The 14,410-nt window shown below is 38.1% G+C and carries 7 protein-coding genes; 5 read left to right on the top strand and 2 right to left on the bottom strand.

The genetic code is table 11. The features are described from left to right. Positions 1-538: 538 nt before the first annotated feature. Positions 539-1,633 carry a tRNA (adenosine(37)-N6)-threonylcarbamoyltransferase complex transferase subunit TsaD gene (gene tsaD / locus ACFIKN_RS05040; protein ID WP_375637323.1) on the bottom strand — a complete coding sequence of 365 codons (1,095 nt, stop codon included), beginning with the start codon at positions 1,631-1,633 and terminating at the stop codon, positions 539-541. Between the two features lie 286 nt (positions 1,634-1,919). Here tsaD and ACFIKN_RS05045 point away from each other — a divergent pair, with 286 nt between their 5' ends. The 4 genes from ACFIKN_RS05045 (at position 1,920) to ACFIKN_RS05060 (ending at position 7,350) form a co-directional block, all read left to right on the top strand. After that, entirely contained in the window at positions 1,920-3,104 is a 1,185-nt protein-coding gene (locus ACFIKN_RS05045) for a COG4223 family protein (protein ID WP_375658000.1), read from the top strand. Between the two features lie 11 nt (positions 3,105-3,115). After that, positions 3,116-4,675, top strand: a complete 1,560-nt coding sequence (locus ACFIKN_RS05050; protein ID WP_375658001.1) for a heme biosynthesis protein HemY — start codon at positions 3,116-3,118, stop codon at positions 4,673-4,675. Between the two features lie 146 nt (positions 4,676-4,821). Next, the gene (locus tag ACFIKN_RS05055) at positions 4,822-5,568 is read left to right on the top strand and encodes a glutamine amidotransferase (protein ID WP_273790078.1); all 747 of its coding nucleotides are present in this window, start codon (positions 4,822-4,824) and stop codon (positions 5,566-5,568) included. 795 nt (positions 5,569-6,363) lie between these two features. Further along, positions 6,364-7,350 (top strand): DUF2125 domain-containing protein, encoded by a 987-nt coding sequence (locus ACFIKN_RS05060; protein ID WP_375658002.1) that lies wholly within the window; start codon positions 6,364-6,366, stop codon positions 7,348-7,350. Between the two features lie 1,312 nt (positions 7,351-8,662). On the opposite strand, the gene ACFIKN_RS05065 is transcribed toward ACFIKN_RS05060, so the two are convergent. Beyond that, entirely contained in the window at positions 8,663-13,372 is a 4,710-nt protein-coding gene (locus ACFIKN_RS05065) for an NAD-glutamate dehydrogenase (protein ID WP_375658003.1), read from the bottom strand. Positions 13,373-13,639: 267 nt separating this feature from the next. Here ACFIKN_RS05065 and ACFIKN_RS05070 point away from each other — a divergent pair, with 267 nt between their 5' ends. Next, positions 13,640-14,296, top strand: coding sequence for a carbonic anhydrase (locus ACFIKN_RS05070; RefSeq protein ID WP_273790076.1), 657 nt, complete (start codon positions 13,640-13,642; stop codon positions 14,294-14,296). Positions 14,297-14,410 lie beyond the last annotated feature (114 nt).

Here is a 14,410-nt window from a genome sequence, read left to right on the forward strand (position 1 = left end):
AATACCATCAACGATGATTTTTAAAATGGGGTAAAGAACGGCTATTATCTTTTTTTTCTTGTTTCAAAATAGAGAGACGCGCTCCATTGATATTTCATGTTGTATAAAGGTATTTTGCTCTTTTCTTATCTTTTCAGCTATGGTTTGAAATGCGGTCACTATAAGAGTTTTTGGGAAAAAATGAAGAAAATTGGTTCTAAAAAGCTTTAAGATTACAATGATAATGAAACGAATGAATGGTCAAAGATGAAGAGGTCAACGAATGGCATTCATATCTATGCTTCGTGGGAGAGAGTAGATCTTATTATGCTGTAAAATACCGTCATTTGAAATGTAATGATATAAGGCAGTTTTTTGAAACATGAAGGTTTTCAGAATATGTGGTGAATATTTAGGTTTACGTGTCGAGCTTTGGGTTAAGTGAATTGTGTGAATGGGAAGCAGGTTGGAATCTGCTCGATAGAGAATTCGGGCTATCTATAAACCGGATTGAGTAGAAATCTTCGTTCTTTAAGGTGTGTGTGGGACGTCAATTTTATTATGCTTTTGTTCCACGGCGTCCCATCCCGATCAAGGGCGCGGCTTTTTCATCTAATGGCCAGCGTGAGCGGGGTGCAATGTCAAGAGAGCTTGTTTCTCCTCGTGCGAGTTTTTGTGCACCGGCAAAAGCAATCATTGCAGCATTATCGGTACACAAGGAAAGAGGAGGGGCTATAAATTCAAAACCATGTTGATGGGCAAGTTCTTGCAACGTAGAGCGAATGGCTTGGTTTGCGGCAACACCGCCTGCGACAACCAAAGCAGGAGAACGCTTTTCTTGATCATGAGAGAGAGGATATTGGTGGGTAAAGTGTTGTAGGGCTAGGTGAATACGATCATGTACTGTATCGGTCACAGCGGCTTGAAAACTTGCGGCAATGTCAGCAATATCATTTTCTGTAAGGGGAGCTATGGCTGTTGCGGCTTGTCGAACAGCAGTTTTGAGTCCTGAAAAAGAAAAGTCTAACCGTTTTTCACCTTTTAAAGGTCGTGGAAGAGGGATGCGATTTTTATCACCAAATAAAGCTGCTTTTTCAAGTGCTGGTCCACCAGGATAAGGAAGACCTAAAAGTTTTGCTGTTTTATCAAAGGCTTCTCCTAATGCATCATCAATAGTGGTTCCTAAACGTTGGTAGTTACCTACTCCATGAACAATGATTGTTTGTGTATGACCTCCTGAAACTAAAAGTAATAAATAAGGAAAGCTGACGTTGTGCGTTAACACAGCTGTTAAAGCATGTCCCTCTAAGTGATTTACCGCAATAAATGGTTTGCCAGTGGCAAGAGAGAGTGCTTTTGCGCTCATAACGCCTACTAACAATCCTCCTATCAAACCAGGACCACTGGTGGCTGCAATGCCATCAATATCTTTTAATTTTGTGTTTGCTTCTGTTAGTGCTTGCAGAATTAAATGATCAAGAACTTCAACATGGGCACGAGCAGCAATTTCAGGAACAACACCGCCGTAAGGTGCATGGTGATCAATTTGACTCCAAACAACATTGGAAAGAATTCGGCTGTTTGATTCATTGTTATATTCAATGACAGCCGCTGCCGTTTCATCACAACTTGTTTCTATTCCCAGCAGACGCATTTTAAACAAAACCTTATATTGAAGCTTCTTTCTTGCGTGCGTACCATGAACAGAAAAAGATGGAAAGTATTTCTCTTAGAATTGTTTTTTCTATTTCTTTGAATTTTATGATATCGTTGATTAAAAAATAAAGCTGTATTTTCGAGTATAAAATGCAAATGTTTTTTTAAAAACTTGTCTATTAAAGGCGATACTTGTAAATATTATTGAGAAAAGCTGCGTTTTTAAAACTTTTTTCATTTTATTATTTTATCATTAAAAAAAGTGTGCACGAAAAGTGACAGAGATGGTCGATTCTTCAAAACCAAAAGTTAAACCACATTATGCTGGTACGCGCCGTAAGAAACCAGTTATTGAACATGAAGCTGTTCCCCATGATTCAGAGGGAAAAATCCACAATTCTGTAGAAGCTCATGCGCGAGAAAAACAGAATATGCAAGGTCAGGATAAAAGTACCTCTAGTACAACTTGGCTTTTCTTGTCGCTTTCTGGGATTTTGGGAGGATTCATTGCTTTGGGAATTTTTATGGGGCTTCAATGGGTTGGTTTTTTTCCTTCTCCTTTTGTGGAAAATTCTGCTGGAGGAGAAAAAGCTTTGCAGATTGCTGAAGCCGCAAAAAGTCAAGGTGAAGACACAAAGGAACAATTGAGGCGGGTCTTTCAAGAAATCGATGCGTTAAAAACAGAGTTGTCTTCTTTTTCATCACAACAGTTTAAAACAACGAAAAATGATGAACTATCGAAAGAAGAAAGCAAAAAAGCTTTTGCGATTTTAGAGGAAAAAGTAAAAGCTCTTGAAGAAATTGTACAAACTTTTGTTAGAAAGTCGAAAGATATAGAGACGGCTTTGTCTGTTGGGCAGAGCAATGCAAATGATCTTGCTGCGTTAAAACAACAGTTAGAAGCACTACAGGAAGAAACTGCTGTTAAAAATAGTGAGAAAAGAGAAATAGATACCGCGCTTTTTACTGCAATTAGTTCATTAAAAAATGCTGTAGAGCGTGGTGGATCTTATAATAATGAATTAAAGCTATTACAACAATTATCGCCTTCAATTAATGGACTTGATGTGTTGCAAAAAACAGCTACTGTGGGTCTTCCAAGTTCAGCACAACTTTCAGTTAATTTTGCTCATGTTGCCGATGCAATTGTTGGTACGCAAAATCTTGTTGCGTCAGATGCTGGTTTTTTTGACCGAATTTTAGCGTGGATAAAAGGGCTCATTGTTTCGCGACCGATTGGAAATGTTGAAGGGACAACGCTGGAGGCTATTGCGGCACGCATGGAAGTTGCCATTCAAGCTGGTGATTACGAAAAGGCTTTGAGCGAATGGCAATCATTGCCTCAAAGTGCAAAAGATGTTTCAATGGATTTTGTTAAGCAGCTTGAAAGACATATTGCTATTCAACAGTTGTTGCAGCAATTGTTATTGTCTGTGCAACAAGGATCTTTTAAAGCAACAAAGATGTAAATAGGCCCAAGATGATACGTGTTTTTATTTATATTTTTGTTGTTTGTATCCTCGGTTTAGCTTTCACGTGGGTTGCTAATCACAATGGTATTTTTGTTCTCACATTTTTGCATTTCAGATTTTCTGCTTCATTTCTTACAGTGTTAAGTGTGCTTATTTTGTTTTTTATAACGCTGGTGCTTTTATGGTGGTTATTATCTTTCTTTTTTTCCATACCGAGTGCTCTTTCCAATTATTTTTATAAACGCCACCAAAAGCGTGGTTACGAAGCTCTTTCAAAGGGGATTCTTGCAACTTTTGCTGGTGATAGTATGGTTGCGCAAAAAATGGAAGCACGGGTTGCTAAATATCTTGCAGGAAAACGAGAGCCATTGGTAAAACTCTTACAAGCGCAAACCTTGTCTTTACAAAATGACTCTGTTCGCGCCATCGGTCTTTATGAGGAGATGAGAAAGGAAGATCCGACAAAACTGGTTGGACTTTATGGTTTGTTTCGTGAAGCAATGAAGAGTAAAGCTTATGAGGCAGCGCAACAATATGCCGAAGAGGCACTGACCTTATCGCCAGCACTTTTATGGGCGCATAAGGCGGTGCTTGATCGGTTAAGTGCTGAAGGTAAATGGGATAAGGCACTTACTGTTTTTGAAAGAACGCAAAAAGCTCTCCCGCGTTCTGTTCGCGCGACTCCAGAGCGGCAGCATATACAGGTTTTACTACTAAGTGGGCAGGCACTTTCTTTGTTTGATACACATCCTGTACAAGCACGTGAAGCTATTTTGAAAGCCCATAAATTGGCGCCTGATTTTGTTCCAATAATAGTTATTGCTGCTGATATTCTTTATAAGTTAAATGAAACGCGTAAAGCGGATAAAATGATTATAGCGGCTTGGCAAAAGAATCCTCATCCTGATTTGGGGACGCTTTATCTTGAAAGAGAAGAAGGAGCCATTGGGCGATTGAAAAGGGCTAAGACACTTGCTTCTTATAATAAAGATGCATTTGAGTCGGCTTTCCTTATTGCTAAAGCAGCTTTGGATGCTGGTGAAACAGCATTAGCAAGAGAGAAGGCACAAAAAGCATTACAATGTCATCCACGGGAAAGTGTTTATTTATTGTTGGCAGATATTGAAGAGGCACAGGGAAACAATCAAGGTGCTGTGCGTCAATGGCTTTCTTTAGCACTTCGTGCTGAACGTGATCCAGTATGGATGTGTGATGGGTCCATTTTTTCTTCTTGGTCAGCGGTTTCTCCAATCAGTGGACGTTTGGGCTGTTTTGAATGGAAGGCGCCTCCCTGTATGCCTTCTCTCACATTAGAGGCGGACAATATTGTGCCGAAAAAGCAAGACAAAGAGTATGTTATGGGAAAAAGTGATGATGTTGAAGATAAGAAGCTGGAAAAATTAACACCTATAGATAATTCTCTTTTGCATAATGTGCAGGTGGAGAAACAAGATATAAAAGAACAAGATGTAAAAATGTTCAGTCAAATTCATTTAAATGTTGATGATCCAGGGGTTAAAACAGAAGAAGAAACATCTTTATCGAGGAAAAAGTTTCGTTTATTTTAAATTGCACCAATGTGATAATACGAATGTTTTCTCAGAAGAAACAATTGACCTAGAAGAAAAAATATCGTTAGTCTTTTCCAATAAAATTATTCTCTTATGCTTTAAAAATAAAGTTTTGCTTGGTAGCAGAGGTGATTGGTTAAAAAATGTTTTTAAATCAGAGATGTCTTGATAAAAAACAAAAAAATAACAAACCAAGGATTGCTGTCGTTATTCATCGGCGGTCTACCTATACTGGTCGTTTGGGAAAATTTTTACAACAAAAAGGTTTTGTTCTTGATATTTATCGTCCTATTTTTGGACAAAAACTCCCTGATACATTAGAGCATTATGCCGGCGTTGTTATTTTAGGGGGGCCGATGAGTGTGAATGACAGCGAAGCTTATATTGGTGAGGAAATTGATTGGATTTCGTTATCACTAAAGGAAAATAAGCCTTTTTTGGGTATTTGTCTTGGAGCACAAATGTTAGCGCGAAATCTAGGGGGGCGCGTTGGTACAAGAAGTGATGGGACTGTTGAAGTCGGCTGGTATCCACTAGAAGCAACCCCACAAGGGAAGGAATTGATGAATTGGCCAGAAATGGTCTACCATTTCCATGATGAAGGTATTTATGATTTACCGAAAGAGGCAATGCTTTTGGCAACAGGGAATACATATCCTACACAAGCTTTTCGTTATGGAAACAATGCATGGGGCTTGCAGTTTCATGCTGAGTTTACACGCGCTATGATGCGGCGTTTGGTCGTGCGTTCGGCACATAAATTGACTGAAAAAGGTGCTCAACCTGCTTGTGCACATTTGAAAGGTCGTTTAATCTATGATCGAGCTTTGAGCCAATGGTTTGAAAGCGCATTACACCAGATTTTTTGTACACCGCCCGTACTTGTGTGATTATTGGCAACGCATTGATTTATATAGGTAATTCACTGTTTTGCATATTGAATGAGAACCCCGAATATCGTAAGGTTTTCTCATTCCAAACCTGTGTATGTTGACTCAATAAAAACCTCTTGCTTGCTGTCACAAGTAGGGCTGGCGTGTGGGCAAAAACTGTATAAGAAAAGACTAAAAATGCTTCTTATGAACTGTCTTAAGTGCCAAGGGCTATCGCAAAATTGTGGGGGTAGCCAAATATAATGATGGTGCTGGCTTTGCTCCTCAATAAGCGTAAAGATGGGGGTGCTCAATGGTTTTATCGTTAAGAAACACTATTCATTATCATTTTTTTTGTGCTGTAAAACAGTATGGTTTAAGGCAGAGGTAGAAAATCTATGTAAAACTTTACACATGAGGTGTTTTTTGTTAAAGGGTGTAAAGGGTTTTTTAAGAAAATCTTGTTTGTTGAGCTTATGAGATACTGTACTTTAGAACGATGTATAGGGACTTCTTGAAGTGACCAGTAGATAAAATCCGGTCGATTAAGAAGTTGGATTGTGTATAAACTGACCGTGGTTGGGAATCTTTATCCTTTTTAGGGTGGGGAGGAAGTTAAGAGATAAAGAAAGTTTGAATATTGTCTAAATCCTTTCAAATACCATCATCACAAAAAAGTTTTTTTTTGAGTTATTTAATTTGTGGGCTCTTTTGTCTTGCTTTGGTATTTATTTATAGCGCGTTCTGGTTTTTTTTTCACGTAAAATAGAAGACTATGTTTCTGATATATTCACAAAAATATCTTCCCATAATATGGCGGCGGTATGTGAGAATGTGCACAAGGATGGTTATCCTTTACGTGTCGGTGTTGTTTGTGACAAGTTTCAATTTTCTTGGCCTTTACATGGGGTTTCTTTATCGACGGGGCGTTTGACAGCTGGTGCACCAATTTATGCACCTCATTTGGTCGAGTTTAATGTTCATTCCCCTGCATTAATTGTTTTTTCTGGAAAAACTTCCATAGTATCCAGTTGGCGCAATTTGATGATTGAAACAGAACCTTATTGGAAAACGGGTAAGACATTGAAGTTTATAGCTGAAGGGCTTGAGATTTCACCTTTTTCTTCTTCCCTTGAAGGTCAAAAGCTTCAAGAAGCGTTAGGAGCACAAACGACAGATAAAAAAACGACACAAGAAAATATTGAAGATCAGGCATCTTTGCAAAATACGCATAACGTGATTATTCAGCCGTTAGAGCCAAAAGAAGCTTCCCCAAAAATAACGGCAGAATTTTTTCGACTTGATCTTAAACATGAAAAGAATGATTTATCGGGACATATAACTTTTGACGGTTTTGATGCTTCTCCCTTTTTAAAATCTTCTTTTGTTGATATTCCTAAAATTGATGGCAATTTGAAATGGATTTTAAATGATGCCTCTCTTCTGTTTGAAAATGAAGAAAAAAATTGGCAACAGCGATTGTATGGAAAAAGTGGACTTTTAAAGCAAGGTGAATTGACTTTTCATACAGGTGGTGCAGTGCGTATTAGTGGACCTTTTTCTTTTGATGATGAAGGATATTTGACAGCAAAATTTGAACTTGTCCTTATTCAGTCTATGAAGCTTCTTGACACTCTGCAGCGCTTATTTCCCGCGCAAACCAATAATCTTCAAGCGTTATTTTTTATTTTAGGTGCTTTGCCTAAAAATGCGGACGGCGCTCCCGTTCTTTCCTTGCTCATTAACAATGGGTGGGTAAAATTAGGCTTTTTAAAACTTGGTCGTCTTGCTCCGCTTTAGGTGTTGTACCAAAGCCTTTTTTAATTTTTACCACAAAATTTCGATTTTTTCTGATTTTCATACTTTTTTGCAATTTTAGAGTGTCAAAATCTATTTTAACAAAATGCGTATTTAATGGTAAAAAAAAATAGCTATAAAAATAAAAAATTACCACCTACTCCTAATTCGTCCAACCTCTTTTCACTTAGTACAAAATCTTATATCAAACTACATATAGTAACAGTGTTTGTATGGAAAAAGTGGCATTTTAAAGTATGCTGAATTGCCTTTTTATACAGGTGGTGTGGTGCTTGTTAGGAACCTTTTTCTTTATATATGGAATGAGTATATTGCATATATCTGTTTGGGAGTAACCTCTTAAAACCAGTAAATAGCCTAGTTGGAGGAGAATATGAAGTTGTAAAGGGAAAAATCAACATCCATCTTTACTGTCATTTTTTATTCGATTTTACGCATTTCAAAAGCAGTTACAGTTATATCATTTTAAATGATAGATTAAGCTTATCCTTTTATTTCTGATGTTTTTTAATGAAGCCATGTGTCTTCCACGTAAAACAGAATATATTTGTATTGCATATTTACGTATTTGTTTAAAAAAATATTTCTCAGTGCTTCTTATTTTACGATGCCGCCTATGAATGGTATAACGATAGAGCCATTAAGGGCTACCATCTTTTCGGTTATGGAGTAATAAGCTGGGGCAACACCATCATATTATATTTGCTAACTCCCAATGTTACTGCGGATTTTGGCATTTGAGGCGGTTTATGAGGGGCATTTTTAGTCTTTTCTTTACTGTTTTTATCTATTCGGCTTTCCCATTTGCAATATGCAAGGGGAAATGGGGTTAATTGATTGAATATAAACAGATTTTAAATGAGACAATTTTAGAATATCGGGTTATCAGTTATCATAAAAATGATAAAATTATGATTGTAAATCAATATATTATATTTTTATGATGAAGGATATTTGACAGTAAAATCTGAATTTATTTTTTATTTTGAGTGCTCTGTCTAAAAATGCGGGATAGGGCTTTCGTTCTTCCCTTGCTGATTAGTCATGGGGGGATAGAACGGAGCAAAAGCTTAGCTGTTTTGTACTGCTTTTAAGTCTGAAAGTTTATGTTTTTAGGGAGAGAAATCAATCCTGGTGTTTTTTTTGAAATTGTTGCAAACAATTCTATTGTGATAAATAGCGAGATTTTTATTGTTGGTGTTATGTCTAAAATGCAAACTTCTGCTCTGTCTTAGTTGGTTTGTCGTGGTGGTGGGATAGAACGGGAGATTGAGTGGGTCGTTTTGTATTTGCTTTAGGTTTGAAAGCCAATATTTTGAAGTTGAGAAATCAATCCTGCTGCAAAAGTAAAACGAGAAATATTGAGATCATTTTCAATAAGGGCGCTAATGCGGTTTGTAATGCTGTGAATATGATCTTCTTCTGTTTTTTTCCAAGTGTCAAAAGGATCTTTTTTCTTTCCATAATTTTTGAGGATTTTCATAACGATTTGCCGAAAGCTTTCAGAAACATTTTCTTTGGCTTGGCTTAAAGCCATACTATCATAATAATCTACTACAGGAATTATACGACTTGCTTCGTTAATGCGGTTTATACGAATGATTTGCGCAAGTGAAAAGTAGATCTCTGCGGTTTTAATAAGATCACTGTTGCTTTTTTTTGCAATTAAAGAAATATCACATATTGTTGAAGCAGCTTCCAAGAGAGCTAATTGTTTTGCTAATGCTTTTGGTGCTCCCTCTTCGCTGTAGTGTAATGCTTTTTCTTCAATCTTTTGCTTAATATCGTTGTCGTGAGAATGCATAAGCTCTTTTTCAATAACGCTACGGGCTTGCTTTATTGTTTTTACAATTTCTTCTAATGGACGTGAGAGATCTATGTTGTGCAAACCCCAATTGGTTGTTTCAAAGAGCATTGGGGTCATTGCTGCGTAGAATTTATTTTGGACAAGACCGGGTATTTTATTATCAAGCTTATCAATTTGCTCAGATAATTGAGGAATTTCGAAACCATCGCGGATGGCAATGAAAACGCGAATAATATTTTCAGTCTTTTGTTCTGTTGCATCGTGTAGTCTATTAACAAAAGTGGGGCCTCCACGATTTACAATATCGTTGGCAATCAGCGTTGCGATAATATTACGACGCAATTGATGGTTAATAACTTCCTTCTTAAAATTTTCTTGAATTTGGGTTGGAAAATAGTTCAGCAAGGTTGTATTGAAATAGTGATCATCAACAATGGGGCTATTAGCAATTTCTTCTTTTAAGGTCAATTTAGCATAGGCAAAAATAACGGCGAGTTCTGGACGGAGAAGACCTTTGCCTTGGGTTGTTCTTTGTCGTAAAATTTGCTCATCAGGGAGTATTTCAACTCTGCGATCTAGAAGCTTTTTTTGTTCCAAGTCGTGCATAAAGCGTATTTGATAGGGCAAATCAGCAGTGCTCTGGTTTTCCGCCAAAGAAAGCGCAAGAGGTTGTAGATAATTGTTGCGCAAGACGAGTTGCTCGACTTGAGGCGTCATTTTTTTCAAGAGCTTATTGCGATCTTCGCGGGTTAACGTTTTGGCACGTAGTGCTGATGCAAGAACAATTTTGAGATTGACCTCAATATCAGAACAATTAACACCAGCAGAATTGTCAATGGCATCCGTATTGCATCGACCACCATTTGAGACATATTCAATTCGTCCACGTTGTGTAACACCAAGATTAGCCCCTTCGCCAATAATTTTTGCACGCACTTGTTCTCCGGTAATGCGTATTGCATCATTTGCACGATCACCTACTTGGGCATCGTTTTCTGTTGCAGCACGGATATAAGTACCAATGCCACCGAACCATAAAAGATCAACAGGGGCTTTGAGAAGAGCAGAGATAATTTCAAAGGGTGTTCCTGTTTGTTTTTCGAAACCAATGGCTTGTGATGCTTCAGGTGAGAGAGTAATGGTTTTTTCTTTTCGTGAGAAGATACCACCGCCCTTTGATAATTTGCTTTGGTCGTAATCCTGCCAGCTTGAGCGAGGCAGTTTGAAGAGACGCGTACGCTCTGCATAGCTTTCGTCTATGTTCGGATCTGGATCAATAAAAATATCGCGGTGATCAAAAGCGGCAATCAATTTTGTTTGTTTGGAAAGCAGCATTCCATTGCCAAAGACATCACCAGACATATCGCCAACACCGACACAGGTGAAGGGCGTTGTTTGAATATCGTGATTAAATGATTCTCTAAAATGTCTTTTGACGGCTTCCCATGCACCTTTAGCTGTAATACCAATGTCTTTGTGGTCGTAACCTGCTGAGCCTCCAGAGGCAAAAGCATCATCGAGCCAAAAGTGATTTGCTTGGCTGATGGCGTTGGCTGTATCAGAAAAAGTTGCTGTTCCTTTGTCTGCCGCGACAACAAAATAGGGGTCAGGGTCATCATGACAGATGACATTATGGGGAGAACTTATTTTGCCGTTAATCAGATTGTCTGTGATGGAGAGCAAAGCTGTGATAAAGTCTGTATAAGCTTGTCGTGCTGCTTCTATGATGACAGCACGGTCATTTGTTTGGGGAAGCCGATGGGGATAGAATCCACCTTTTGCACCTGCAGGAACGATAACTGCATTTTTAACTTGTTGGGCTTTGACTAAGCTAAGCACTTCGGTACGATAATCTAATGCACGGTCAGACCAACGAATGCCGCCACGAGCGATAGGTCCAAAACGCAAATGGACCCCTTCAACTTCTGGTCCATAAACAAAAATTTCTCGGTAAGGGCGCGGTTCAGGCAAACCTTCAATCTGGCGTGGATTTAATTTGGTGGCTAAAATACGCCGTGGATTTCCATCAGAAAGAGGCGTAAAGGCATTCGTTCGTAAACTCGCCTCGATAAGGTTACAATAACGGCGTAAGATCAGGTCATCATCTAAACCAGAGACTTTCCGTAATTTTTCTTCAATGCGCTTTTGAATAACTTGTTGGTTTTTTTCCCGTTCTTTTTCTGTATGGCTTTGATGAAATTTTAAATGAAATAAAGCATAAAGATCTTGGGTAATGTCAGGATAAGCATTTAAAGTTTGGGCAACGCGATCTTGCGAATAAGGAATTCCAGCTTGTTGGAGATAGCGCCCATAATGGCGCAAAATAACAATTTCATGCCAATCAAGCTCAGCTGTTTGTGTGAGAGCATTAAAGCCGTCATTATCAGCATTTTGTGCCCAAATGGCTTCAAAGGTTTCGGCGTGTTTTTGCCCGTCTTTTTCAAAATCGATACAGCGCTGGAAAGTACTTTCCAGCTGCATATCATGAAGATACACAGAGCGCCCATTGCCATCTGGTAATTCAAGGGTTTGTTCAGCAATAACGCGAAACCCCATATTTTCAAGGAGTGGTACACGTTTGGAAAGGGCAAGAGCTTCATGGCGGTGAAAAAGCCGAAGAGAAATGTACTGTTTTTCTTTGTTTTGTGCGTGATAAAAGATCACGAAAAGGGGCTTTTCATCATGAAGACTTAGAATATGTCCGGCATCGTTAATAGCGTCTTCAGCTGAAAATAAATCACGATAGCTGTTGGGGAATTCACTGGCTAGACGTGTTTGTTGCTCTGTTATTTTCTGGGTAAGAGCGATGGCTTGAACCCTGTCTTCCCAACTTCGTGCAATCGAACGTACATGTTGTTCAAGTGTGGAGCGCTCATGAAGGGGAACAGTTTCGTTTCCTTTGCGATGGATGATATAATAGACACGTATAAGGGTGCTTTCCAAAAATAGCGGATAAGATTCAAAAAAGTCACCTTTATAAAGCTCAACAAAATGTTCGCCAACTTTTTCACGCAAGCTGCTGCTATATTGGTCACGCGGTACGTAGACAAGGATAGAAACAAAGCGTCCAAAAGAATCAGTGTGGGCAAGAACCCGTAAACGTGGGCGCTCATCTAATTGTAGAATAAGCTTAGTGTTTTCTGTCAATGTATCAACATCAGAGCGAAACATTTCATCTCTTGGATAGGTTTCTAAAGCACTGATGAGTGCTTTTCCTGAATAATCGGCGTGATTGTGTCCAAGTCGTTGAATAATAGTTCGGGCTTTTTCTTTTAAGAAAGGAATTTGCAAAATAGAACGTGTATAAGCTGAGGAGGTAAAAAGCCCTACAATGCGTAATTCTCCACAGAGTTGGTTTTCTTTATCAAAGATTTTAAGACCAATATAATCGAGCCAAACAGAACGGTGAATTTTGGAGCGGCTGTTCGCTTTTGTCACGATAAACAGATTATCGCTTTCCATGAAGGATAAAACTTCTTGAGGAGGTTCTTTCATGCTTTTATCGTCAACAATATGAATAGAAGCATCCGTGAGTATACCAAGTTCAATATTACTGGCTGTAAAGGATTTTAGGGGTTTTTGGTCTTTGATGAAGTTGTAAGTGCGCATACCAAGGAAAATGAAATTATCGTCCATTAGCCAGTGAAGAAATTCAATAGCTTTTTCGCCTTCTTGTTTGTAGTGTGGGGGAAGACTTATTTGGTAGGCATGAATCTGCTTTTCAACTTCTTCAAGCATAGGTTTCCAGTCTTGTACAGCAGCATTAACCTGTTCAAGAACTAAGGTGAGTTCATTTTCAAGTTTTTGTATTTGCTGTTTGTTTAATGACTCGATGTGAATTTGCATCAGACTGATGCGTTTTCCAGAAGCACAATCAATAATGGGGTGTGCAATCAAATAGATATGGTTTTTGTGTTGATTAAAAACATTTAAAATAGAATCGAGAAGAAAGGGTTTGTTATCATTGACAAGCGTGATAACGGTTATAGGTCTGTTACTACGGGTTAAATTTTGCTCAAAGCAGATGGTATTTTTTCCCGTCTGATGGAGATTAAAAGCTTTTACCGCGATGGCTGTGGCTTTTTGAAGTTCTTCATTTTCGTAATAAGCAATATCTTCTTTATCGGTTTGGGCAAAAAGGATTTGTTCTATTTTATCTTGGGTGTTTTTTGTCTCTGTTTTTTTTTGTTGCAACACATTCACTCTCCCTTTTTGCTCTTAAGGGGTCTTTAATTAAAAGCAGACCATTATATTTTTTATATACTGTAACACCTTCTTTCTAAAGAAAATAGCTCTTTATTTGGAAAGAATGAGTTTGTTTTTGCTATTTTTTAGTAATATTTTGCACTTTAAAGAAATATTTTGCTTCAAGGAAAGGGCACTTTTAGTATTTTTGTATGTTAATAGTTTGTTTTTTAAAATATACAAAATAAAAGTAAAAAAAGAAGCAAAAGTAAAGAGAGAATGGCGCGTTTACCAGAAAGACTTTTAAGTGGTTACCAAAACTTTATAAACAATCATTTTTTATATAAAATAGCAGATTATCAGCAATTGGCGATTGAGGGGCAGAAACCTGAAGTTTTGGTCATTGCTTGTTGTGATTCGCGTGCAGTACCAGAAATGATTTTTGATGCTAAGCCAGGGGAAATTTTCACCCTGCGCAACGTGGCGAATGTGGTTCCTCCTTTTTCTCCTGATGACCAATATCACGCAACATCAGCAGCTCTTGAATATGCTGTGCAATTGCTTGAGGTGAGACATATTGTCGTTTTTGGTCATGCCCATTGTGGAGGCATTCGTACTGCTCTTAATGAGACATATAAATCTTTATTATCAAATGATTTTATCGGTCAATGGATAAGTCTCTTAGCACCAGCAGCAGAAATCGTTTTGAATAATAAGTCGCTGTCTTGGCCAGAAAAACAGACGGCATTAGAGCAGCTTTCTATTCGCCATTCGTTGAGAAATTTAGAGACGTTTCCGTGGATTAAGCTTCGCAAAGATCAAGGTTTTTTGACATTGCATGGTGTTTGGTTTGATATCTCTAGCGGAAAATTATGGAGCATGGAACAGGAAACAGGTTGTTTTATGCGTGTTGAAGTTGAAAGTTTTGAAGTATAGTATTTGTTGTTTTTATTTCTTCGTATAAAAAGATATTTTATGATAAAACTTGACAAAGCTGGGGTTTTATTGTTTGAAGGAGCAAGCTTTCAGTGACAAAATTAACTTGGAGCC

Source organism: Bartonella sp. CL436QHHD (assembly GCF_042195105.1).
Classification (GTDB): domain Bacteria; phylum Pseudomonadota; class Alphaproteobacteria; order Rhizobiales; family Rhizobiaceae; genus Bartonella.

Bases quoted from the DNA above. Each gene is read 5' to 3' on its own strand.
- ACFIKN_RS05055 (WP_273790078.1), top strand. From the start codon at position 4,822: ATGTTTTTAAATCAGAGATGTCTTGATAAAAAACAAAAAAATAACAAA.
- ACFIKN_RS05060 (WP_375658002.1), top strand. From the start codon at position 6,364: ATGGCGGCGGTATGTGAGAATGTGCACAAGGATGGTTATCCTTTACGT.
- ACFIKN_RS05050 (WP_375658001.1), top strand. From the start codon at position 3,116: ATGATACGTGTTTTTATTTATATTTTTGTTGTTTGTATCCTCGGTTTA.
- ACFIKN_RS05070 (WP_273790076.1), top strand. From the start codon at position 13,640: ATGGCGCGTTTACCAGAAAGACTTTTAAGTGGTTACCAAAACTTTATA.
- tsaD (WP_375637323.1), bottom strand. From the start codon at position 1,633: ATGCGTCTGCTGGGAATAGAAACAAGTTGTGATGAAACGGCAGCGGCT.
- ACFIKN_RS05045 (WP_375658000.1), top strand. From the start codon at position 1,920: ATGGTCGATTCTTCAAAACCAAAAGTTAAACCACATTATGCTGGTACG.